We start from the raw sequence: 20,474 nt of genomic DNA, 5'->3' as shown, positions 1-20,474 counted from the left end.
ATGGACGCGCCCTCCCCCGAGACCGGGCGCGCACCGGCTCTTGACGAACGGGCGGCGCTCCGGCGCCTCGTCGATCAGGCGCAGTCCATCGTCCGGGCGCGGGAGACCTCGCTCGTCCTCATCGCCGCCGTCATGGGCGTGCTGGCCGGGGTTGCGGCCAGCCTCATGAGCGCCACCACCCAGTGGATGCATGAGGTTCTCTACTGGCTGGCACCGGGCGAGCGACTGTCCTCCTCCCCTGCCCTCGCCTCGCCCTGGCTGATCCTCGTCCCAGCCGTGGGCGGCGCGGCGATGGGCGTGATCGCCCTGGCGCTGAAGCGCTGGCGCAGGCACCCTTTCGTCGACCCCATCGAGGCGAATGCGCTGCATGGCGGGCGCATGTCGCTCACCGACAGCATCATCGTCGCCCTGCAGACCATGGTGTCCAACGGCTTCGGCGCATCGCTGGGGCTTGAGGCCGGCTATTCGCAGATCGGCTCGGGCATCGCTTCCCGGCTGGGGCTGACCTTCAAGCTCCGGCGCAACGATCTGCGCATTCTCGTGGGCGCGGGCGCTGCGGCGGGCATCGGCGCGGCGTTTGATGCCCCGCTGATGGGCGCCTTCTACGGCTTCGAGATCGTCATCGGCTCCTATTCCATCCCCGCGGCGGCTCCGGTGCTCGCCGGGACGGTCTCGGCGGTGATGACGGCGCGGCTGCTCGGCGCCCATGTGGAGCCGCTGCACATGCCCCTCGACCCGAACCTCGGGCCGGTGGACATCCTGCCAATCCTCTTCCTCGGCCTCGCCGCTGCGGCGGTCGCCATCGTCATCATGCGGCTCGTGACGACGGTGGAGACGCTGTTCGGCATGAGCCGCATTCCCGCGCCGCTGCGGCCCATGGTGGCCGGCATAGGCATCGGTGCGCTGGCGCTCTACAGCCCGCAGGTGCTCTCCGATGGCCACGGCGCGCTCCATACCCAGGTGGGCAGCGCGGTGACGGCGTCCGTCGCCATCGTGTTCGGCCTGAAGATCCTCGCCTCCGCCCTCTCCATCGGCTCCGGCTTCCGCGGCGGCCTGTTCTTCGCCTCGCTGTTCCTCGGCGCTCTGATGGGCAAGCTCTATGGCGGGCTGCTGGCCGTCGCCTTCCCGGGCTTCCACCTCGACCCGTCAGTGGCGGCAGTGGTCGGCATGGGCGCGCTGGCGGTGGGCGTCATCGGCGGGCCGCTCACCATGAGCTTCCTCGTGCTGGAGATGACGCGGGACATCTCCCTCTCCGGCTTCGTGATGGCGGCGGCGGTCGTCACCTCCCTGACCGTGCGGGAAACGTTCGGCTACTCCTTCTCCACCTGGCGCCTGCATTTGCGCGGCGAAACCATCCGCGGTGCGCAGGACGTGGGCTGGATGCGCGACCTGACGGTGGCCAAGATGATGCGCACCGACTTCCCCACTTTCCCGCAGGATGGCACCCTGGACGCCCTGCGCGCCCGCTACGCGCTGGGCTCAACCCGCATCGTCGTGCTGGTGGACGCGGCCGGCGGCTATGGCGGGCTGCTGCGCCTGTCCGAGGCCTACGCCAGTCTGGAGCCCGGCGAAACGGCGGTGTCGGGGTTGGCGACCCAACGCGACCACATCTTGCTCCCGGCCATGAACGTCAAGGAAGCCGCCCTCGCCTTCGACGCCGCAAAGGCGGAAGACCTCGCGGTGGTGGACGACCGCGACAACCGCCATCTCCTGGGGCTGTTGGGCGAATCCCACGTCCTGAAGCGCTATGCCGCCGAGCTGGAGCGGGCACGGCGGGGCCTCGGCGCGGAAGACTGACGCGCCAGACCGGCCTCAGGCGGCAAAAGCCTCCAGCCGGGCCACGCGGTTTCGTCCGGCCCTCTTCGCCGTATAGAGGGCGGTATCGCTCCGTGCGATCAACTCCCCCGGCCCGTCGTCCGCCCTCTGGACGGCGATGCCGACGCTGACCGTGATTTCGATGGCCAAACCATGGGTCACGATAGCGTTGGCCGCGACGCCCGCCCGAATGCGCTCGGCCACCAGCTCCGCCCCCGCCGACGGCGTCTCCGGCAGGACGACGACAAATTCCTCCCCGCCATAGCGACAGACGAAATCCCCCGGCCGGCACGCCGCACGCTGGACGCGGTGGGCGACCTCGGCGAGCACGGCGTCGCCCATGGCGTGGCCGTGCGTGTCGTTCACCCGCTTGAAGTGGTCGATATCGATCATCAGCACAGCAAGCTCACGCTGCTCACGCCGGGAGCGCAGCATTTCCACCTCCAGCGTGAGGTCGAGCGCCCGTCGGTTGGGCAGGCCGGTGAGGGAGTCCGTAATGGCCATCCGCTCCAGCTGGCGCTCCATCTCCCGGCTGCGGCGCAGGGAGGTGGAGAGCGCCGCGACGGTCAGCGCCAGCAGCAGCGATATCGTGAGCGTGAGCGCAAGAGTGATGGCTGCTCGCAGATACCACCCGCCGAACTGCTGGCGCGCTGAAACGCCAACGGTCACGGAGAGCGGATACCCCTTGACCAACACAGTCCGCAGGAACCTGCGCTGGCCATCGATCTGTGATGTTTCCACCCTCCAGTCGTCCGGCATCGCTGACGCCTGCCGCTGGAGGACGTCGGGCGTCACCTCATCTCCCGCATTGCCCCGGCCATCGGTAGAGGGGTAGCGCAGGACGACGGTGCCGTCGGTCCGGGTCAGCCGGACGATGCCGCCGGGCGGCAGCTTCACCCGCTCGAACATCTGCTGGAAATAGACGAGGCGAATAGAGGCCACCACGACACCCGCGAATGACCCGTCCGATCCATTTATCCGCCGGCTGATTCCAATGGCACGCTCGGGGCTCGAGAGCCGGGACAGGAAGGGCCGGCTGACGTAGACGCCGGCGTTCGGGTTGTCCCTCTGCACACGAAAGTAGTCCCGATCGGCGAAATTGATGCCGCTCAGGTCCTCTTCGGAATCGTCGAACAGGACATTGCCCTGCGCATCCAGCACGAGCATGACACCGAAATCATTGGCATCGCCCGCACGGCGAAACAGGACGCGTTGCCGCAGCGCCGCAGGAAGCGCCATCAGCGTCGGCTCGCGCAGTGCTTCGGCGAGACCGGTCAGGCTGGATTCAACCAGAAGGAAGTCGCGTTCGATCGCTCCCGCGAGCACAGAGATTGTGTTCGCGGTATAGCGTTCGCCGTCGTGCCAAGTTTCCTGGTAGGAGCGCCACAGAGCAAAGGACTGCATCCCCACGATGGCGAGGATGAGTGCACTCGTGACAAACCGGAGCAGACGGCCGGAGGAGAGGTGTTTGAGAACCTTGTCCATCAGCCTTACCTGGGCCGCATCTATACCATCCCAGCCGTCACGTTATCAGCCAGAATCACCATTTCGCGACTTTTATTCCGCAGCCGGCCTTTCGATGCGGCGTTCCTCCACCTCCGCGGAGCGGACAGGCTCCGCCTCGAGCCAGTGCAGGATGAGCGTGTAGCCCAGCGCCAGCACCACGGGGCCGACGAACAGGCCCAGCACCCCGGAGGACAGGAGCCCGCCGATCGCGCCGATGAAGACCACCAGCATCGGCACGTCCACGCCGCGCCCCAGCATGATGGGACGCAGGACGTGCTCTATGAGCGACACGCCCGTACACCAGACGGCGAAGATCACCGCCGGCACCGGATCAAGCAGTGTGAAGGCGTAGATCGCCACCGGCACCAGAACGATGGCCAGCGGCAACTGCACGATCGCAATGATGAGACAGAGTAGTGCGAGGAGCCCGGCGGCCGGAATATCGGCGGCGAGAAAGCCCAGCCCCGCCAGCAGCGACTGGATCAGCGCGACGCCGATGATGCCCTTGCTGACACTGCGAATGGTGCGCACCGCGAGGTCGGCATAGCCCAGCCCCCCGGAGCCGGCGAGGCGGGTGACGACATCGCCCGCAATGCGCTGGCCGCTGGTCGCATTGGCCATCAGAACCGCGGCCACGAAGATGGCGACGATGAATTCCAGTATCCCGAGCAGCACACCGGTCGCCGACCCGAGCATCCATTTGCCGGCCCAGGTGAGTTCGGAGGCGATCGAACTGATCGCCTGATCGAGGTTGGTCGAGGCGAGCATCCAGAAGCTGTAGAGCGGATCGCCCACGAGAAACCACCCGCGGACAGCCTCCGGCGGCGGCGGCAGGCGCAGCGTGCCATCCGCCATGTGGTGGGCCAGAAGCTTCAGGCTGTTCACGAGGGTGTCGGTCAGCAGCATCGCCGGCAGCACCAGCAAGGTCAGCGCGAGCAGGACGAAAAGCGTGGCGGCCGCCGCCGTCCGGCCTTTGAGGGCCGCGCACAGGCGGAGGAACAGCGGGTGGGAGGCGATGGCGATGATGAGCCCCCACAGGATGGAGGTCAGGAACGGCTGGACGATGGTGAAGCACCAGCCGAACAGCAATGCCAGCGTGCCGAACCTCAGCGCCAGCTGAAGGACGGGCCCGAACGTTTCGCTGCCGTCCCTGGCGGGGGGGCGATCCTGACGCCTGTCGTGGGGTCGTTCCATGATCCTGTCCAGATGGACTCTCCCTGCCACAGAACCCGCTCCAGCCTAGCCTGAGAGAACCCCTTATGCGCCTGGCTTGCAATGGCAGCCAGCCGACATTTGCCCTTCGTGTCGCGGTACGGACGCTACGTCAAGTCGCCTGCCTCTTCCGCATGGCAGGCCAATTGCATCGTGGATTCAGGGCCACGGTCTGCCTGTTCTGGCTGTAGCCCCCGAAGCAACAAGGACAAGGCGAGGACACAGCATGTCCGACCACAAGGTTACGGTCGAGCAACTGCCGAGCGGCAAGTGGGCGTGTTTTCTTCACGTGGAAGGACACGATGAACCCATCAATCTCGGCCGAGAATTCAAGAACGACGAGCAGGCGGAAAACTGGCTCAACGTGTCGGAATCCGTCACTGCGATCGAGATGATGCTGCGGAAGGTCAAGAAGTAGGACCTTCCGACGACGACAAGCCGACGCCGGCTTGGCTCGAAGGCGACAGGGCTGTCGCGGTTCACACAGCCTGTCGGGGCTCGAGCATGCAATCCGCCGGCTTCACTTGGTGCAGCCGGCGGACGCGGAAATATTCTCCGGCGTGCCCCAATCGTTCTGGGGCAGGTTCTCATACGGCGGGCCGAACTCCTGCTTGATCATGGTGAAGGCCGAGGGCAGCCCGGTCTGCTGATCGAAATCGATGATCCAGAAGTAGTCGTAGGTGTCGCCCGGCCAGTCGTCCGGCATCTTGATGCCGGCGAGGTCCATGAGGTCGAAGAGGGTCGTGGCCTTGGTGGGCACCGGCCTGCCCGGGTGCTTCTCTTGCACCTTCGCCCGCTGCGCCGGCGTCAGCTCGATATCGAGGCGCGGGCGGGCGATGTGGTCGTGCTCCCAGTCCATGATCAGCGTGCCGCCGGCCCATTCCGGCTTGGTGAACACGTCATGCACCGCCTGCCGGTTGCGCTCCGCGAGCTTGTCCTGGCGGATGATCAATTTACCGTCCACCATCTCCGGCATCACCGAATAGAAGACGACCGGCTGCTTCCACGAATCGGCGACCGGATAGATGGTTTCCAGCGTGTGCAGCGAGAGCCCGAGGATCGCGGTCGGCACCTCTCCCGGCCGCAGGAGCGACTTCTTGGCGTCCTTGCCGAGGTAATAATCCACCAGGGCGCGGGCGCGTTCCTGGCCGACGCTGCAGAGCTGGAGTGGCCCGCCCTTCTCTCCGTGCCGCAGGAGAATGACCCGCGCCGGAACCGCGGCTGCCGGCAGCGCCGACAGAAGGCTGGTGGAAAACACGGCCGCGAGCGCAAGGCCGCCAGCCAAGATCGTCCGTTTGAGGGATTTGATCGTCTGCATCACTGCCTCTCCCAATACGGCGACGCTAGCCGAGTCCACCCGCGTTCGCCATGTGACCGGGTGCCGGACCTTGCGCGCCACGAGCGCCGATCGAGCCCCTTCACACGCCGCCTCGAACATGCTTCAAGGCGGCAGCCGGGAGATTTTGGGGTCCGGCCGATGCGGGGCGCTGCAATGGCAGAGATGAGCTTGGGGACGAATGGGCTGGCGGGCGGCGTGTTGCTCGCGCTCATCGCCATGGCCGGCGTCCAGGCGGTGGCCCAGAGCTCGCAGCAGCGCATCGTGGTGACGCCCCGCGTGATCCAGCTGCCTGTCATCCCCCAGGGCAATTATCTCGACCCCGGCCCCGGCCCCGCCATTCGCCCGGACGTCAAGATCGGCGACGACCGCAACGAAGACTACGTGTTCCCGCCCGACCTGACCGGCGGCTACGGCTCCGGCCCTCCCGGCGACCCGACCAACAACGGTCAGTGGAGCCCGCTGGATGGCGACACCCCGAGCTTCTGAGACGTATCGCGATTTTTGAGACGATGGCCGGGCCTCAACCCGGCCATTTCCGTTTGCGGCACCCGAGCGTTCGTCGGCCGCCGGGTTTGACGACGAGGGACGGCGCCACGTATCCCTGAAGGCAGAAGGCTGCATCGGCAGCCCCCGGCGGCAACTTAAGCCGCACGGCATGTGCTTCAGGGAGCCGCCAATGACCGCCGCGCCGAACTACATGATCTCTCGCCTGGACGAGATCCCAGCCGTGCCCTGCCCCTGCGGTTTCGCACGCCGCGCGTTCGCGACGGACGACAACAAGCTGGCGACCGTGCACCTCACCGACATCACCGAGGATGCGCGGGTGCACTACCACAAGCACATGACCGAGATTTACGTGATCCTCGAAGGCGAAGGGGAGATGGAGCTCGACGGCGAGCGCGTGCCGGTTTCGCCGCTCACGTCCATCTTCATCAAGCCGGGCTGCCGGCATCGCGCCATCGGCCGCCTGCGCATCCTGAACATCCCGATCCCCGCCTTCGACCCGGAGGACGAGTGGTTCGACTGAACCGGGACCGTGAGGCCAAAAAGAAAGCGGCGGGGACTGGCCCCGCCGCTCTCGAAAAACCTCGAACCGTGAACCGAAGCGATCAACGCTTCGAGAACTGGAACGAACGGCGGGCCTTGGCGCGGCCGTACTTCTTGCGCTCGACCACGCGGCTGTCGCGGGTCAGGAAGCCGCCCTTCTTGAGGGGGCTGCGCAGCTCGGGCTCGTAATAGGTGAGCGCCTTGGAGAGGCCGTGACGCAGCGCGCCGGCCTGGCCGGACAGACCGCCGCCGGAAACGGTGGCGACCACGTCGTACTGGCCTTCGCGGGCGGCGACCTGGAACGGCTGGTTGATCATCAGGCGCAGCACGGGACGGGCGAAATACACCTCGATGTCCCGGTCATTGACGGTGATCTTGCCGGTGCCGGGGCGAACCCACACGCGGGCCACGGCGTCCTTGCGCTTGCCGGTGGCATAGGCGCGGCCGAACTTGTCCAGCTTCTGGACATGAACGGGGGCTTCGGGCTGGGCCGAGACGGTCGCTGCGCCGAGAGCGTCGAGGGACTGGAGAACCTCGGCCATGTCAGTTCCTCACGTTCTTGCGGTTGAGAGCCGCCACGTCGAGGGCGACCGGCTGCTGGGCCTCGTGCGGGTGGGCAGGGCCCTTGTAGACGCGCAGGTTGCCCATGATCTTGCGGCCGAGCGGGCCGCGGGCGAGCATGCGCTCCACCGCCTTCTCGATGACGCGCTCCGGGAAGCGGCCCTCGAGAATGAACTTCGCGGTGCGTTCCTTGATGCCGCCCGCATAGCCGGTGTGATGGTAGTAGACCTTCTGGTCCTTCTTGCGGCCCGTGAACACCGCCTTCTCGGCGTTGACCACGACGACGTTGTCGCCGCAATCCACGTGGGGGGTGTAGATGGGCAGGTGCTTGCCCTTCAGGCGCATGGCGATGATGGTCGCGAGCCGGCCGACAACAAGGCCGCTGGCGTCGATCACCACCCACTTCTTCTCGATTTCGGCGGGCTTGGCCGAATACGTCGTCATGGGATCATTCCGAATGAGAAGTCGGACGGCCCAGCCCATGAGGACCGAACGGCGTCCGACGATGGGGTGCTTCTAGAGGAGCACAGCGCGCACGTCAACGCATCCAAGGCGACAAAACATATGCGAAAACAAACGGTTATAAAAATGGTGTAATAGCACCATCAAAATTCCCGCGTTTTCGCATTGCCTTGGCGTCGATCAGGCCTTCGGCCGATCCGGGATCGAATAGGTGGCGACGCAGTGAGCGACCAGTTCGTCGTCCCCCGGCCCCCGAATGCCCACCTCCCCGACCGCGAGACGCTTGCCCAGCTTGATGATGCGGGCGTCGCCGAAGAGCGGCCCCGGGGCCGGCTTGCGCAGGAAGTTGATGGAAAGATTCGTCGTGACCGCGAGCGCGACGGGCCCGATCTGCGCCAGGAGCGCCACATAGACCGCCACATCTGCCAGCGCCATCATGGCCGGACCGGAAATGGTGCCGCCCGGCCGCAGATGGCTCTCGTCGGCATCGAGCCGCACCGTCGCGGTCTTCAGGCCCACGCACTCCACATGGTGCGCTCGGCCCGGGCCGAAGGCTTGCGGGAATTCGGCCGCGAGGAAGGTCTCCAGATCCTTCACAGTCATCACCGCATCGCGCGCCGCAGTCATCCCGTCCATTCCCCGTCCCTGCCCCGGCTCGCGCCGGCCGACGCTTGTGAATAGGATAGCGGCCGGAACGTCAAATCCGGAAACACCAAGGGAAATACCGTGCCCGCAACTGCCGCCGCCGTGAACGCCCCGCTCCCCGCCCCGGTCTCCCGCTCCGACGACGCGGGCGTGGTGACGCTCACCCTGTCGCGGCCGGCGCAGCGCAATTCCCTGTCCGAGGCGATGATGGCGGCGCTCACGGCCGCGCTGGGCGAGGTCGCGGCGGACTCCTCCGCGCGCGCCGTGGTGCTGGCGGCGGAAGGGCCAGTCTATTCCGCAGGGCATGATCTGAAGGAGATCCAGTCCCATCGCTCCGACGCGGACCGCGGCCGCGCCTATTTCGAGGATGTGCTGAAGCGCTGCGCCACGCTGATGACGGCCATCGTTCGCCTACCCCAGCCGGTGATCGCGGCGGTCGAGGGCATGGCGACGGCGGCCGGTTGCCAACTGGTGGCGAGCTGCGACCTCGCGGTCGCCGGAGACAAGGCGCGCTTCTGCACGCCGGGCGTCAATATCGGCCTATTCTGCCACACGCCCATGGTGGCGCTCTCGCGCAACCTTTCGCGCAAGCACGCCATGGAGATGCTTCTGCTCGGCGACTGGACCGAGGCGGACGACGCTTTGCGCATGGGCCTCGTCAACCGCGTCGTGCCGGCCGGCGACGCTCTTGCTACAGCGCAGGCCCTCGCCCGCAAGATCGCGGACAAGTCGCAGGTGCCGGTGAAGCTCGGCAAGGCCGCCTTCTACGCGCAGGTGGAGCTGGGCCTCGACGACGCCTATGCCTACGCCTCGCGCGTCATGGCGGAGAACATGCTGGCGCGCGATGCGGACGAAGGCATCTCGGCGGTCCTCGCAAAGCGTGCAGCCGTGTGGGAAGACAGGTAGCCCCGTTTACACTCCATAAACCATGATCTGGCTCTCTGGGTGAGACTGGCGCGTCTTGCGTCCGAGTCGCGGGAGGGCCGCGCATGTCTCATCTGGAGACGACGCACCTTGGAATGACGCAGACCGACACGGCGGGGCCCGATGTCGGGCTTCGGCGTGCGCGGCTGGCGTGGCGCCCGGGCATCTGGCAGGCCGCGTGGATCGTCTTCGCCCTCATCGCCCTCGCCAGCTTCCTGCCGCTGCGTTTCTCCGCCACCACCACCCTCGCGTTCGAGGTGGGCACCCAACCGCCCGCCGGCGCCATGCGCGGCGTGGCGCAGATGCTGGGCTCGCGGGAATTGGCCTATGACGCCGTGCGCCAACTGCCGGATGATGACGTGCGCCGCATCGCCGCCGGGGGCCTGACAGGATGGCTGGGCATCACCCACGCTGGCACCGAAGGACGCTCCGAGAGCGTCGCCGCCGCGTGGCGCCTCATGGAAAATCTGGAGGTGTCGCCGACCCAGGGCGGGCGCGCGTTGCGCCTTACCGTCACCGCGGCAACGCCCGGCCTCGCCGTGCGGGCGGCCGATGCCTACGTCTCCGCCTTCCTCTCCCTCGATCGCGCCACGCGCGAGGCGCAGGAGGAGCCCTCCCTGCTGCCGGCGGCACGCCGGGGCGAGGCCGGGCGTGCCTCCTTCGTGCCCCAGCCGCCCGGGCCACTCGCCCTCGGGTTGCTCGCGGCCATCGCTGCCCTGCTGGTCATTGCGCGACGCACCGTGAACCGCCCGGCAGAAGCCGAAGGCGTTGTGGATGGCGCCGTCCTTCCGGTCGAGCTCAATGACAGCCACCGCATCACCTGGATCGGCGGCCCGGAAGGCGCCGGCCTCGATGCGGATGCGGCGGTCGCGCGCCTCGCCGCCCATCTTGCGACGTCGCGCGGGTCGACGCGCCTGATTCTGCTCACCTCCGACGACCTGCCCGAGGCCTCCGCCACCTGCGCCGTCTCCCTGGCCCGTCGCCTCTCTGAGGATGCCGGGGTGGCTCTGGTGGCGTTGGATGGCAGCGCCGAGAGCCTTGCCGCCCTCGTGTCGGACCCATGGGCGCCGGGCATGAGCGAGCTCCTGTTCGGCGTCGCAGGCTTCGGCGAGACCATCCATCGGGACGCCCGCTCCCGGGCCCACGTGATCCCGCCTGGCCGGGACGTGCTCTCCGGCTCTGCCGTGGTGGGCGCGGAACGGCTCGCTTTGGTGCTGGAAGCTCTCAAGCGGACCTACGATTACGTGGTGGTCGCCGCCCCCAGCCTGTCGGCGGCCCGCGGCGGGCGACGCATCGCCGGCCTCGATCCCCTCGTCGTCTGCCTGAATGCGGATGATGCGCCGCCGACAGCCGCCGTCGAAACGTTCGACGCCCTCGCGGAGAAGAAATTCGGTCGGGTGGTGATGCTCTGCCTCGCCTCCGGCCGGACCGTGGAAGAGGCGCCGGAGAGCGAGGATCACCTCGCCGTGCCATCCCTTGACGCCCAGGAAATCGAGCCGCCGCAAATGCCCGAACGGCTCGCCGGCGCGGCCTGATCCACCCGTCGCTATCGCGCGACAGAGGCCCGGCCCAGCCGGGCCTTTTTGCGTTTCGCCCTCAACCAAGCGGGGCGAATGCTCGCCTGAAACCTAAAGAAACCGGCGCAAGAGACTATGTTGCCTCATTTTTTGTCCGGACGTTCCATCCAGCGAATGATGAGAGCCGCCGGGAGAACCCACAGGCTTCCCAGAAGCACGTAGCAGACGGTCTGAAGCGCCCAGTGCAGCTCGGTCACCCGGCCCTGAGCCAACGCCATGGCCATCAGCGCCCAGACGACGACCAGCACCAGCATCAGGACGGTACCGATAAGCTTGCGCAGGCGTTGGGGCATTCGCGATCACTCCCTGGCCGCCGGGGCTGCCTGCGTGCCGAAGCGGCATGCGGCACCCGCTCCCTTGCGCGGCACACAGGCTCTCTATAACGGATCGATCCTGGGGGGCCACGCAGCAAGACCGCGCACGCGGAGCCGAAAACACATGTCGCACGTCGAAGCCGCACCCCTGATCGCCGACCGCCCCCGCCCCGGGATCAAGGCCGTCCGCATCTGGCTCTATTTCGTCGCGGCGCTGATCGTGGCCATGGTCGTCGTGGGCGGCGCGACGCGCCTCACCGAATCCGGCCTCTCCATCACGGAATGGAAGCCAGTCACCGGCGCCCTGCCGCCCATGTCGCAGGGCGACTGGCAGGCGGAATTCGACCGCTACAAGGCCATCCCCCAGTATGAGATCCTCAACAAGGGCATGGGGCTGGAGGCGTTCAAGCGCATCTATTGGTGGGAATGGGGGCACCGGCTGCTCGGCCGTGTCATCGGCTTCGCCTTCCTCCTGCCCTTCCTCTATTTCGCCTTCCGCGGCGTGCTGCGCGGATCATTGCTGGCGAAGTGCCTCGGGCTGTTCGCCCTCGGCGGGCTGCAGGGTGCCGTCGGCTGGTGGATGGTGGCGTCGGGGCTCACGGAGCGGGTCTCCGTCAGTCAATATCGCCTCGCGGTCCATCTCACCCTCGCCTGCATCATCCTCGCCGCCATCGTCGCCGTCGCGCGATCGCTCGCCGGCGAGGCGCGGCAGGCGGTGACGGGCCGCGCGCGGCTGACGGCGCGTGTGCTGGTGACCCTCGTGCTGGTGCAGATCTTCGCCGGCGGACTGGTGGCGGGTCTCGACGCCGGCATGGCCTACAACACCTGGCCCCTCATGGACGGCCACTTCATCCCCGCTGCCGAACAGCTCGGCGCCATGTCGCCGTTCTGGCGCAACCTGTTCGAGAATGCGCTGACGGTGCAGTTCGATCACCGCATGGCGGCCTACGCCCTCTGGGCGCTGGCGCTCATCCACGCGCTCGATGCCATGCGGGACGGCGGGCGGGCGGCGAAGCGGGCCTGGATTCTGTTCGCTCTGGTGACGGCGCAGGCGACGCTGGGCATCCTGACGCTGATCCATCAGGTGCCCATCGACATCGCTTTGGCGCATCAGTTCGGAGCGACCATCGTCCTGATCTTCGCCGTGGTGCATGTGAGCGGCCTCGGTGCCCCCGACGCCAAGGCCGTCACAGCGACCGCCTAGACCAGCGCCGCGACGAGCGGCGCGATCATCACATTGAACAGGCCCGCCAGCACCATCACGAGACCGGCGATGGAGCCTTCCTCCCCGCCGATCTGGTGCGCCCGGGCGACGCCGGCGCCATGGGCGCCCATGCCGAACAGGGCGCCGCGGGCCAGCGAGGAGCGCAGCGGCATCACCTTCAGAACCACCTCGCCCAAGGCCGCACCGCAGATGCCGGTGAGGATGACGAACACGGCGGTGAGGTCCGGCACGCCGCCGATATCGCCGGAGACCACCATGGCGAAGGGGGTGGAGGTGGAGCGCGGCATCAGGCTGAGGCCGATGGAATCGCTCAGGCCCAGAAGATGCGCCAGGGCCAGCGCCGTCCCCATGGCCAGGGTGCTCCCCACCGCGACACCGACCAGCAGCACCGGCCAATAGCGGCGGATGAGCGCGCGCTGCTCATAGATGGGGATGGCGAAAGCCACCGTCGCCGGCCCCATCATCAGCAGCAGCCAGCGGGTGCCAGCGATGTACTCGCCGTAGCCGGCATGCAGGCTGAGCGCCACGGCACCGACGCCGATGGGCGTCAGCAACAGCGGCGAGGTCCACCAGAACCGCCAGCGCCGGCCGATGGCCCGCGCCGCAAGATACGAGCCGATGGTGACGGCCGACCAGAATAGTGCAGCGAACAGGGGGTTATGCATCCACATGGCGCGCCTCCCCCGACAGGCGCTGGGTCCAGCGCCAGCACAGGTCGACGGCAAGCGCGGTGCCACCCATGACCGTGACCGTGCCGAGCAGGATCACCGCGGCGATCTTCAGTCCGTCGAGGCCGATGAGTTCCTTGTGGTCGAGCACGGCCATGACGGCGGGCACGAAGAACAGCAGCATCTCCGCCAGCAGCCAGGACGCCCCGCGCCGCACGCTCGCCGGACGCAGCCAGCCGCTCGCCAGAAGCGCCAGCACCACCACCATCCCCACGATGCCACCCGGCACCGGCAGCTTCACCAGCCGCACCACGCCCTCTCCCGCCATCCAGAAACCGGCGAGCACGGCGAGTTGAGCAATCATGCTGCGATGCAGCGCGAGGCGGACGGTACGAAGCAAGTGATTGGGGGCAGAGCGATTCTGGGACATGGCAGGCACCTCCAGTGCCGATGCCAGTAAGATAGTATGCACCGCAGCATGATGAAAATGAATTGATTGCATAAAGACCATTCCATATAGGCATCATATGGAACTTCGGACGCTCAGGGCCTTCGTGGAGGTGGTGCGGCAGGGCGGCTTCTCGCCGGCCGCCAAGGTGCTCAATGCCACCCAACCCACCATTTCCAAGGCTGTGAAGCAGCTGGAGGACGAACTCGGCGTTCCCCTGCTCGACCGCATCGGCCATCGCAGCCAGCTCACCGCCGCGGGCGAGATCGTCTACCGCCGCGCATTGACCCTGCTCGCGGAGCGCGAAGGCCTCGTCGCCGAGCTGGAAGATCTGAGAGGCCTCAGACGCGGCAGCCTGCGCCTCGGCCTGCCGCCGCTGGGGGCGAGCACGCTGTTTGCGCCCTTGTTCGCCGTCTTCCGCTCCCGCTATCCCGGCATCGAGATCCGGCTGACCGAGCATGGCTCCAAGCGGCTGGAGGAAATGCTGATCGAGGGCGAGGTGGAGCTGGCAGGCTCCCTGCTCCCCGCCAAGGAGGGGTTCGACGGGCAGGGCGTGCGGTGCGAGCCGCTGATGGCTGTCTTGCCGGTGAGCCACCCTCTGGCGGGGCGGGAGCGGGTGACCATGGCCGATCTCGCGGGCTTCCCCTTCATCCTGTTCGAGGGCGGGTTCGCGCTCAATCAGGTGCTGGAGGATGCCTGCGCCCGCAACGGCTTCGCGCCGCAGATCGCCGCGCGCAGCGGGCAGATCGACTTCATCGTGGAGATTGCGGGCGCGGGCCTCGGGGTGGCGTTCCTGCCGAAGACCATCGCCTACCAGCGCCGCACGCCGGCGGTGCGCTTGTCGGAACTCGCCGAGCCCGGCACCGAATGGCACATGGCCATCGTCTGGCGGAAGGGCAGCTATCTCTCCAACGCCGCCCGCGCCTGGCTGGAGCTGACGCGGGAGGTCTATGGCGACGGGGACGGTCCGTCCGGATGAACGTCATCGCCCTAAAAAAACCGCGCGGGCCCATCGGAGCCCCGCGCGGATGAAAGATCAGATCTTCGCCCAGATCAGATCTTGGCCAGCGCCTGATCAAGGTCGCCGATGATGTCCGCCACGTCCTCGATGCCGATGGACAGGCGCACCACCTCCGGCCCGGCCCCCGCCGCCGTCTTGCCGTCGTCGGTCAGCTGGCGATGGGTCGTGGAAGCGGGATGGATGATGAGCGAGCGGGTGTCGCCGATGTTGGCGAGGTGCGAGAACAGCTCGACGTTCGACACCAGCTTCACGCCCGCCTCATAGCCGCCCTTGAGGCCGAAGGTGAACACCGCGCCGGCGCCCTTGGGCAGGTATTTCTGCGCCAGCGCATGATACTTGTCGCTCGCGAGGCCGGGATAGCTCACCCAGGACACCTTGGGGTGCGCGGCCAGCCACTGCGCCACCTTCAGCGCATTCTCGCTATGCCGCTGCATGCGCAGGGCGAGCGTCTCGATGCCGGTGAGGATCAGGAAGGCATTGAAAGGCGACAGCGCCGGCCCGAGGTCGCGCAGGCCCAGCACGCGGGCGGCGATGGCGAAGGCGAAATTGCCGAAGGTCTCGTGCAGCACCATGCCGGAATATTCCGGCCGCGGCTCGGTCAGGAAGGGGTAGCGGCCCGAGGCCGACCAGTCGAACGTGCCCGCATCCACGATCACGCCGCCGATGGAATTTCCATGGCCGCCCAGGAACTTGGTGGCCGAATGCACGACGATGTCGGCACCGTCCTTGATGGGCTGCCAGAGGTAGGGCGTCGCCAGGGTATTGTCGACGATGAGCGGCACGCCCGCCTTCTTGGCGATGGCGGAGATGGCCGCGACATCGGTCACCACGCCGCCGGGATTGGCGATGGATTCGATGAAGATCGCCTTGGTCTTCGGCGTCACCGCCCGCTCGAACGAGGACACATCGTCCGGGTCCGCCCACACCACGTTCCAGCCGAAGCTCTTGAAGGCGTGGGAGAACTGGTTGATCGAGCCGCCATAGAGCTTGCGCGAGGCGATGAACTCGTCACCCGGCGTCAGAAGCGTGTGGAACACCAGATGCTGGGCCGCATGGCCGGACGCGACCGCAAGGGCCGCCGTGCCGCCCTCCAGCGCCGCGACGCGCTCTTCCAGCACCGCATTGGTCGGGTTGGTGATGCGGGTGTAGATGTTGCCGAACGCCTGCAGGCCGAACAAAGAGGCCGCATGGTCCACGTCGTCGAACACGAACGAGGTGGTCTGGTAGATCGGCGTCGCCCGCGCGCCCGTGGTGGGGTCCGGCTGGGCGCCGGCGTGGATCGCGAGTGTCGCGAAACCCGGCTCGTGCGGGGCGGCGGGGGTCTTGTCGTCGGACATGGGCGCTTTCTCCGTCAGTGCCAACCTTCTATGCCGGCGGGCTTCGATAGATAATTCCGTACTTCTACCGATTAGATTGATTTCGGTCCACGCGGTGCGATGGAAAGCCGCTGCACCCCGCTGCCCAGCCGCTGGGGGCGGCGGGCGGAGATGGTGCGGGAATTGACGCCGGTCCAGCCGATCTCGCCGGAAAGGCGGCCATATTCGATCTTCGGGCAGCGGTTCATCACCACCTTGAGACCGGCGGCCTCGGCGCGGGCGGCGGCCTCGTCGTTGCGGACGCCAAGCTGGGTCCAGAACACCTTTGGCAGGGGATCGAGCGCCAGCACCTCGTCGAGAACGGCGGGCACATGCTCGGGCGCGCGGAACACGTCCACCATGTCGATGGCCTCAGGCACATCCTTCAGCGACGCGACGAAGGTGAGCCCCACCACGGTCTTGCCCGCCTGCCCCGGATTGACCGGATAGACGCGATAACCGCGCTCGGACAGGTACTTCATCACGAAATAGGACGGCCGCGCCGCATTGGCGCTGGCGCCGACGATGGCGATCGTCTTCACCTCGGAGAGGACCGAGCGGATATAGGCGTCGTCGTAGCGATCGTGGTTCACCACGTCTCCTCCCTCGTTCAGCGCCGGACGATTCAGCGCCTGGCCTTGGAAAACAAGGTGTAGAAATTCTGGGTGGTTGCGGCGGCGAAGGTCTCGAAGGGCTCGCCCCGCGCCTCGGCCAGCACCCTCGCCGTCTCGCGCACGAAGGAGGGCTCGTTGCGCTTGCCGCGATGGGGAATCGGCGCGAGGAACGGGGAATCGGTCTCCACCAGAATGCGGTCGGCCGGCACATCGCAGGCGATGGCGCGCAGATCCTCGCTCTTCTTGAAGGTCACGACGCCGGAGAAGGAGATGTAGCCGCCCAACGCCAGCGCCCGGCGGGCAAGCTGCGGCCCGGCGGTGAAGCAATGCAGCAGGAAGGGAAAGGCGCCCCTCGCGCTCTCCTCCTCGAGAATGGCGGCCACGTCCTCATCCGCTTCGCGGGCGTGAATCACCAGCGGCAGGCCGGTCTCGCGCGACGCTGCGATATGGGTGCGGAAGCCCTGCTCCTGCGCCTCGCGCGGCCCGAGGTCGTAGTGATAGTCCAGCCCCACCTCGCCGATGGCCACCACCTTGGGATGGCGGGAGAGATCCACCAGGTCCTTCACCGTGACATCGGTTTCCTCGCCCGCCTGATGGGGGTGGGTCCCCACGGAGCAGCTCACGCTGTCGAACCGCTCGGCGATGGCGAGGATCTCGTTGAAGCGGCGCACCCGCGTGGAAATGGTGACGAGATGGGTGACGCCAGCCGCCTCGGCGCGCGCCACCACGTCCGGCAGCTCGGCGGCGAAATCGGGGAAATCGAGATGGCAGTGGCTGTCGACGAGCATGATGATCCTACGGACGTTCCGCGCTTCACATAAGCGCATCGGCCCTCCCCGTCGAGGCGCCGGGCCATGCGCACAGCGCACGGCCGGGCCTTGCCGGACTGCTCCGGCAAAGGTATCGCGGGGGCCGACACGGGCCGGGCCGGCTCGTCCCATGGCGAGACCCTTCATGCTCAAGACCCAGCCCCCGTTCCGCCCTGCGCTCGCCCGGCTCGCCGATGCGTCCAACGTCTGGGCGATCGCTTTGCTCGTCGTAGGAGTAGCCCTGCTGGCCTGGAGCGCCCAGCTGTCTATCCCCATCCAGCCGGTGCCCATCACGCTGCAGAGCTATGTGCTCATCTCGCTTGCGGCGCTCATGGGCTGGCAGTTCGGCGGGCTCACCGTCGCGATCTATCTGCTGGCCGGATTGATGGGACTGCCGGTGTTCTCGGGGGGGCGGAGCGGGCTCGCCATGCTCACCGGCACCTCCGGCGGCTTCGTCGTCGGCTTTCTCGTCACGGCGCTGCTGGTGGGCTGGCTGCAGGAAAACTGGGCGCGGCTTCGGCCGCTGCCGCTCTTCGGCGCGCTCGCCCTTGGGCATCTGGTGCTGATGGTCATGGGCGCCGGGTGGCTCGCCACCAAGGTCGGCCCCATGCTGGCGCTGGAGAAGGGCTTCCTGCCCTTCATCCCCGGTGCCGTGGTGAAGACCATCGCGGCGCTCGCCACCGTCATCGCCATGGAGCGCCTCGCCGGCACCCCGCGCCAGCAGTGAGTCGCGCGGCTACTGGGCCGCGCTGATCTCTTCCTTGAGCGCATCCGCGTCCGGGGCGGGCATGGTGATGGGCTGCACACGCTCGCCGGGTCGGCCGGGATTGGTGACGATGGAGGCTTCCAGCGACACCGTGACGTTCCCGCCAGAGGTATTGAAGATGTAGTCCAGCCGGAAGGCCGCATCCTGGCTCTGGCCGTTGGTGCGCTTCATCGCCTCATCAGGCGGAAGGCGTTTTTCGGCAATGAGTTGGGCCGGCTGATCGACCGTGATGTTGTACTGGCGGGCACGCCGTGACGTCGCGATGCGGGCGCGCACGAGGGTGGCGTCGGCACCGGCGAGCTTCACCTCGATACGCGGCACGGCGGGGCCCTCCGGCACCGGCGGGGGCATCTGAGTCGGCATGGCCGGGGGGATGGGATCATAGTTGGGAGAAGGCGCCGGAGCGCGGTCGTAGCTGCTGGAGCAGCCGGCCAGTGCCAGCGCCACCGCGGCCACCGAAACCCATCTCACGCCCGTCATTCCCACCGCTCCAGTTCCCCCAGCCCCGCCTGCTGTAAACTACAAAACCCTAGCAAGGTTAAGATATTTCCGGTTCCCGCCCATTCCGGGGCTCAGGTGGCGGCTTCCGGCTCCACATAGCGCGGGAACACGCCGACAGGGGTCGGCAGGGCCAGGCCGGCGGGCAGGCGGAAGGCCGGAGCGAGCCGGTCGAACCCCCGCTCCGCGGCGGGAATCGCCACCAGATCCAACAACTTGGCGGCGCTCTCCGGCATCACCGGCTGGACCATGATGCCCACCTGCCGGATCACCTCGGCGGTGACCCAGAGCACCGTCTCCATGCGGGCGGGATCGGTCTTGCGCAGGGCCCAGGGGGCCTGGGCGGCGAAGTAGCGGTTGGCTTCCGCGACCACGGCCCAAACTGCGTTGAGATACAAGTGGATAGCCTGCGCCTCCATGGCCTCGCGGCTCTTTTCGAGCATCCCGCCGGCGAGGGAGAGCATGGCCTCGTCCTCCGGGGACAGGGGGCCGGGAGTTGGCACCAAGCCATTGAGATTCTTGGAGATCATCGACAGCGAGCGCTGGGCGAGGTTGCCCAGGTCGTTGGCGAGGTCGGCGTTGATGCGGTTGACGATGGCCTCGTGGCTGTAGGAGCCATCCTGGCCGAACGCCACCTCCCGCAGGAAGAAATATCTAATGGCATCAACACCATAGGTGGTCGCGAGGTCGAACGGGTCGATCACGTTGCCGACCGACTTCGACATCTTCTCTCCGCGATTGAAGAGAAAGCCATGACCGAACACGCGCTTGGGCGCCTCCAGCCCGGCGGACCAGAGAAATGCCGGCCAGTACACCGCATGGAAGCGAATGATGTCCTTGCCGATGACATGAACGTCCGCCGGCCAGTACTTCGCGAAGTCGCCGTCCACGTTCGGATACCCGAGCGCGGTGATGTAGTTCGTCAGCGCATCCACCCACACATACATGATGTGCTTGGGATCACCTGGAACGGGGATGCCCCAGTCGAAGGTGGTGCGGGAGATGGAGAGGTCCTGAAGGCCACCCGACACGAAACTGACAACCTCGTTTCGGCGGGTGTCAGGCGCTATAAACCCCGGGTTTTCGGCATAGTAAGTGAGCAGTCGGTCCTGATAGGCCGAGAGGCGGAAGAAGTAGCTCTCCTCCTCCACCCATTCCACGGGCGTTCCCTGTGGGCCGAGCCGAACACCGGCGTCGTTCAGTGTTGTCTCACTTTCCGCGTAATAGGCTTCATCCCGGATGGAATACCAGCCCGCATACGTGGATTTATAGATATCCCCGTTCGCCGCCATCTTTTCCCAGATGGCCTGCGTGGAAATGCGGTGCCGCTCCTCCGTGGTGCGGATGAAGTCGTCGTTGGAGAGGTTGAAGGTCTCCACCATCGCCTGGAAGCGGGGAACGTTTCGCTCGAGCAGCTCGCGGGTGGTCACGCCGGCGCGCTGCGCGGTCTGCAGCATCTTGATGCCGTGTTCGTCCGTGCCCGTGAGGAAGCGTACGTCATAGCCGTCGAGCCGCTTGAACCGCGCCATGCAGTCGGTCGCGATCGCCTCGTAGGCATGGCCCATGTGGGGCACGCCATTGGGGTAGGAGATGGCGGTGGTGATGTAGAACGGCGGCTTGACGGACATCGGAAGGCTCGGACGATTTCCCCGACCCCCGGGACTGCGG

Annotated in this window: 23 protein-coding genes; 9 read left to right on the top strand and 14 right to left on the bottom strand. The window is 67.1% G+C overall.

What is annotated here, in order from left to right; translation table 11 throughout:
* On the top strand, nt 1-1,797 hold the full coding sequence (locus A37E_RS0121180) for a chloride channel protein (protein WP_038193507.1): 1,797 nt from the start codon (nt 1-3) through the stop codon (nt 1,795-1,797).
* Between the two features lie 15 nt (nt 1,798-1,812).
* On the opposite strand, the gene A37E_RS0121175 is transcribed toward A37E_RS0121180, so the two are convergent.
* Together A37E_RS0121175 and A37E_RS0121170 are read right to left on the bottom strand one after the other, a co-directional pair.
* Nucleotides 1,813-3,300, bottom strand: a complete 1,488-nt coding sequence (locus A37E_RS0121175; protein WP_051679234.1) for a sensor domain-containing diguanylate cyclase — start codon at nt 3,298-3,300, stop codon at nt 1,813-1,815.
* A 72-nt stretch (nt 3,301-3,372) separates the two neighbouring features.
* Nucleotides 3,373-4,515 (bottom strand): AI-2E family transporter, encoded by a 1,143-nt coding sequence (locus A37E_RS0121170; RefSeq protein ID WP_051679233.1) that lies wholly within the window; start codon nt 4,513-4,515, stop codon nt 3,373-3,375.
* Between the two features lie 244 nt (nt 4,516-4,759).
* Between A37E_RS0121170 and A37E_RS0121165 the strand changes: the two genes are divergently transcribed.
* On the top strand, nt 4,760-4,951 hold the full coding sequence (locus A37E_RS0121165; protein ID WP_024279109.1) for a hypothetical protein: 192 nt from the start codon (nt 4,760-4,762) through the stop codon (nt 4,949-4,951).
* A gap of 102 nt (nt 4,952-5,053) precedes the next feature.
* On the opposite strand, the gene A37E_RS0121160 is transcribed toward A37E_RS0121165, so the two are convergent.
* Complete coding sequence (locus A37E_RS0121160; RefSeq protein WP_024279110.1) at nt 5,054-5,851, bottom strand: hypothetical protein; 798 nt, start codon at nt 5,849-5,851, stop codon at nt 5,054-5,056.
* 183 nt (nt 5,852-6,034) lie between these two features.
* Between A37E_RS0121160 and A37E_RS0121155 the strand changes: the two genes are divergently transcribed.
* Both A37E_RS0121155 and A37E_RS0121150 read left to right on the top strand, forming a co-directional pair.
* Nucleotides 6,035-6,358 (top strand): hypothetical protein, encoded by a 324-nt coding sequence (locus A37E_RS0121155; protein ID WP_155982306.1) that lies wholly within the window; start codon nt 6,035-6,037, stop codon nt 6,356-6,358.
* A 190-nt stretch (nt 6,359-6,548) separates the two neighbouring features.
* Entirely contained in the window at nt 6,549-6,899 is a 351-nt protein-coding gene (locus A37E_RS0121150) for a cupin domain-containing protein (RefSeq protein ID WP_029558452.1), read from the top strand.
* An 82-nt stretch (nt 6,900-6,981) separates the two neighbouring features.
* Here A37E_RS0121150 and rpsI read toward each other — a convergent pair whose 3' ends face one another.
* From rpsI to A37E_RS0121135, 3 genes are all read right to left on the bottom strand, one after another.
* Entirely contained in the window at nt 6,982-7,461 is a 480-nt protein-coding gene (gene rpsI / locus A37E_RS0121145) for a 30S ribosomal protein S9 (protein WP_038193505.1), read from the bottom strand.
* Nucleotide 7,462: 1 nt separating this feature from the next.
* Nucleotides 7,463-7,924: a 50S ribosomal protein L13 gene (gene rplM, locus A37E_RS0121140; protein WP_024279114.1), complete on the bottom strand. Its 462-nt coding sequence runs from the start codon at nt 7,922-7,924 to the stop codon at nt 7,463-7,465.
* 198 nt (nt 7,925-8,122) lie between these two features.
* Nucleotides 8,123-8,569, bottom strand: a complete 447-nt coding sequence (locus A37E_RS0121135) for a PaaI family thioesterase (protein WP_029558450.1) — start codon at nt 8,567-8,569, stop codon at nt 8,123-8,125.
* A gap of 99 nt (nt 8,570-8,668) precedes the next feature.
* Here A37E_RS0121135 and A37E_RS0121130 point away from each other — a divergent pair, with 99 nt between their 5' ends.
* Together A37E_RS0121130 and A37E_RS26140 are read left to right on the top strand one after the other, a co-directional pair.
* On the top strand, nt 8,669-9,493 hold the full coding sequence (locus A37E_RS0121130) for an enoyl-CoA hydratase (RefSeq protein ID WP_038193504.1): 825 nt from the start codon (nt 8,669-8,671) through the stop codon (nt 9,491-9,493).
* Nucleotides 9,494-9,576: 83 nt separating this feature from the next.
* On the top strand, nt 9,577-11,046 hold the full coding sequence (locus tag A37E_RS26140; protein ID WP_156026396.1) for a hypothetical protein: 1,470 nt from the start codon (nt 9,577-9,579) through the stop codon (nt 11,044-11,046).
* A 125-nt stretch (nt 11,047-11,171) separates the two neighbouring features.
* Here A37E_RS26140 and A37E_RS0121120 read toward each other — a convergent pair whose 3' ends face one another.
* On the bottom strand, nt 11,172-11,381 hold the full coding sequence (locus A37E_RS0121120) for a DUF2842 domain-containing protein (RefSeq protein WP_024279119.1): 210 nt from the start codon (nt 11,379-11,381) through the stop codon (nt 11,172-11,174).
* A gap of 145 nt (nt 11,382-11,526) precedes the next feature.
* Between A37E_RS0121120 and A37E_RS0121115 the strand changes: the two genes are divergently transcribed.
* Nucleotides 11,527-12,606 carry a COX15/CtaA family protein gene (locus A37E_RS0121115; RefSeq protein WP_029558447.1) on the top strand — a complete coding sequence of 360 codons (1,080 nt, stop codon included), beginning with the start codon at nt 11,527-11,529 and terminating at the stop codon, nt 12,604-12,606.
* On the opposite strand, the gene A37E_RS0121110 is transcribed toward A37E_RS0121115, so the two are convergent.
* Both A37E_RS0121110 and A37E_RS0121105 read right to left on the bottom strand, forming a co-directional pair.
* Complete coding sequence (locus A37E_RS0121110; RefSeq protein WP_029558446.1) at nt 12,603-13,298, bottom strand: LrgB family protein; 696 nt, start codon at nt 13,296-13,298, stop codon at nt 12,603-12,605. The genes A37E_RS0121115 and A37E_RS0121110 overlap by 4 nt on opposite strands.
* Entirely contained in the window at nt 13,285-13,725 is a 441-nt protein-coding gene (locus A37E_RS0121105; RefSeq protein WP_029558445.1) for a CidA/LrgA family protein, read from the bottom strand. The genes A37E_RS0121110 and A37E_RS0121105 overlap by 14 nt, the downstream gene beginning before the upstream one ends.
* Before the next feature lie 97 nt (nt 13,726-13,822).
* On the opposite strand from A37E_RS0121105, the gene A37E_RS0121100 reads away from it, so the two are divergent.
* Nucleotides 13,823-14,722, top strand: a complete 900-nt coding sequence (locus A37E_RS0121100; protein WP_029558444.1) for a LysR family transcriptional regulator — start codon at nt 13,823-13,825, stop codon at nt 14,720-14,722.
* Nucleotides 14,723-14,796: 74 nt separating this feature from the next.
* Here the strand turns inward: A37E_RS0121100 and A37E_RS0121095 are convergent, their stop codons facing one another.
* The 3 genes from A37E_RS0121095 to A37E_RS0121085 form a co-directional block, all read right to left on the bottom strand.
* Nucleotides 14,797-16,101 carry an O-acetylhomoserine aminocarboxypropyltransferase gene (locus A37E_RS0121095; RefSeq protein ID WP_029558443.1) on the bottom strand — a complete coding sequence of 435 codons (1,305 nt, stop codon included), beginning with the start codon at nt 16,099-16,101 and terminating at the stop codon, nt 14,797-14,799.
* 71 nt (nt 16,102-16,172) lie between these two features.
* The gene (locus A37E_RS0121090) at nt 16,173-16,712 is read right to left on the bottom strand and encodes a CoA-binding protein (RefSeq protein ID WP_029558442.1); all 540 of its coding nucleotides are present in this window, start codon (nt 16,710-16,712) and stop codon (nt 16,173-16,175) included.
* 32 nt (nt 16,713-16,744) lie between these two features.
* Nucleotides 16,745-17,521 (bottom strand): TatD family hydrolase, encoded by a 777-nt coding sequence (locus A37E_RS0121085; RefSeq protein WP_029558441.1) that lies wholly within the window; start codon nt 17,519-17,521, stop codon nt 16,745-16,747.
* A 151-nt stretch (nt 17,522-17,672) separates the two neighbouring features.
* Here A37E_RS0121085 and A37E_RS0121080 point away from each other — a divergent pair, with 151 nt between their 5' ends.
* Nucleotides 17,673-18,269 carry a biotin transporter BioY gene (locus tag A37E_RS0121080; RefSeq protein ID WP_210165121.1) on the top strand — a complete coding sequence of 199 codons (597 nt, stop codon included), beginning with the start codon at nt 17,673-17,675 and terminating at the stop codon, nt 18,267-18,269.
* Nucleotides 18,270-18,278: 9 nt separating this feature from the next.
* Here A37E_RS0121080 and A37E_RS0121075 read toward each other — a convergent pair whose 3' ends face one another.
* A complete protein-coding gene (locus A37E_RS0121075) occupies nt 18,279-18,788 on the bottom strand; it encodes a hypothetical protein (RefSeq protein ID WP_029558439.1) in 510 nt (169 codons plus the stop codon).
* Nucleotides 18,789-18,880: 92 nt separating this feature from the next.
* The gene (gene metG, locus A37E_RS0121070; protein ID WP_029558438.1) at nt 18,881-20,434 is read right to left on the bottom strand and encodes a methionine--tRNA ligase; all 1,554 of its coding nucleotides are present in this window, start codon (nt 20,432-20,434) and stop codon (nt 18,881-18,883) included.
* Nucleotides 20,435-20,474: the final 40 nt, after the last annotated feature.

The sequence above is a fragment of the Xanthobacter sp. 91 genome, from assembly GCF_000702385.1.
Classification (GTDB): Bacteria; Pseudomonadota; Alphaproteobacteria; order Rhizobiales; family Xanthobacteraceae; genus Xanthobacter; species Xanthobacter aminoxidans.
This window is presented reverse-complemented; position numbering and strand designations above follow the sequence as displayed.

Bases quoted from the DNA above. Each gene is read 5' to 3' on its own strand.
- A37E_RS0121180 (WP_038193507.1), top strand. From the start codon at position 1: ATGGACGCGCCCTCCCCCGAGACCGGGCGCGCACCGGCTCTTGACGAA.
- A37E_RS0121175 (WP_051679234.1), bottom strand. From the start codon at position 3,300: ATGGACAAGGTTCTCAAACACCTCTCCTCCGGCCGTCTGCTCCGGTTT.
- A37E_RS0121170 (WP_051679233.1), bottom strand. From the start codon at position 4,515: ATGGAACGACCCCACGACAGGCGTCAGGATCGCCCCCCCGCCAGGGAC.
- A37E_RS0121165 (WP_024279109.1), top strand. From the start codon at position 4,760: ATGTCCGACCACAAGGTTACGGTCGAGCAACTGCCGAGCGGCAAGTGG.
- A37E_RS0121160 (WP_024279110.1), bottom strand. From the start codon at position 5,851: ATGCAGACGATCAAATCCCTCAAACGGACGATCTTGGCTGGCGGCCTT.
- A37E_RS0121155 (WP_155982306.1), top strand. From the start codon at position 6,035: ATGAGCTTGGGGACGAATGGGCTGGCGGGCGGCGTGTTGCTCGCGCTC.
- A37E_RS0121150 (WP_029558452.1), top strand. From the start codon at position 6,549: ATGACCGCCGCGCCGAACTACATGATCTCTCGCCTGGACGAGATCCCA.
- rpsI (WP_038193505.1), bottom strand. From the start codon at position 7,461: ATGGCCGAGGTTCTCCAGTCCCTCGACGCTCTCGGCGCAGCGACCGTC.
- rplM (WP_024279114.1), bottom strand. From the start codon at position 7,924: ATGACGACGTATTCGGCCAAGCCCGCCGAAATCGAGAAGAAGTGGGTG.
- A37E_RS0121135 (WP_029558450.1), bottom strand. From the start codon at position 8,569: ATGACTGCGGCGCGCGATGCGGTGATGACTGTGAAGGATCTGGAGACC.
- A37E_RS26140 (WP_156026396.1), top strand. From the start codon at position 9,577: ATGTCTCATCTGGAGACGACGCACCTTGGAATGACGCAGACCGACACG.
- A37E_RS0121120 (WP_024279119.1), bottom strand. From the start codon at position 11,381: ATGCCCCAACGCCTGCGCAAGCTTATCGGTACCGTCCTGATGCTGGTG.
- A37E_RS0121115 (WP_029558447.1), top strand. From the start codon at position 11,527: ATGTCGCACGTCGAAGCCGCACCCCTGATCGCCGACCGCCCCCGCCCC.
- A37E_RS0121110 (WP_029558446.1), bottom strand. From the start codon at position 13,298: ATGTGGATGCATAACCCCCTGTTCGCTGCACTATTCTGGTCGGCCGTC.
- A37E_RS0121105 (WP_029558445.1), bottom strand. From the start codon at position 13,725: ATGTCCCAGAATCGCTCTGCCCCCAATCACTTGCTTCGTACCGTCCGC.
- A37E_RS0121100 (WP_029558444.1), top strand. From the start codon at position 13,823: ATGGAACTTCGGACGCTCAGGGCCTTCGTGGAGGTGGTGCGGCAGGGC.
- A37E_RS0121095 (WP_029558443.1), bottom strand. From the start codon at position 16,101: ATGTCCGACGACAAGACCCCCGCCGCCCCGCACGAGCCGGGTTTCGCG.
- A37E_RS0121085 (WP_029558441.1), bottom strand. From the start codon at position 17,521: ATGCTCGTCGACAGCCACTGCCATCTCGATTTCCCCGATTTCGCCGCC.
- A37E_RS0121080 (WP_210165121.1), top strand. From the start codon at position 17,673: ATGGCGAGACCCTTCATGCTCAAGACCCAGCCCCCGTTCCGCCCTGCG.
- A37E_RS0121075 (WP_029558439.1), bottom strand. From the start codon at position 18,788: ATGACGGGCGTGAGATGGGTTTCGGTGGCCGCGGTGGCGCTGGCACTG.
- metG (WP_029558438.1), bottom strand. From the start codon at position 20,434: ATGTCCGTCAAGCCGCCGTTCTACATCACCACCGCCATCTCCTACCCC.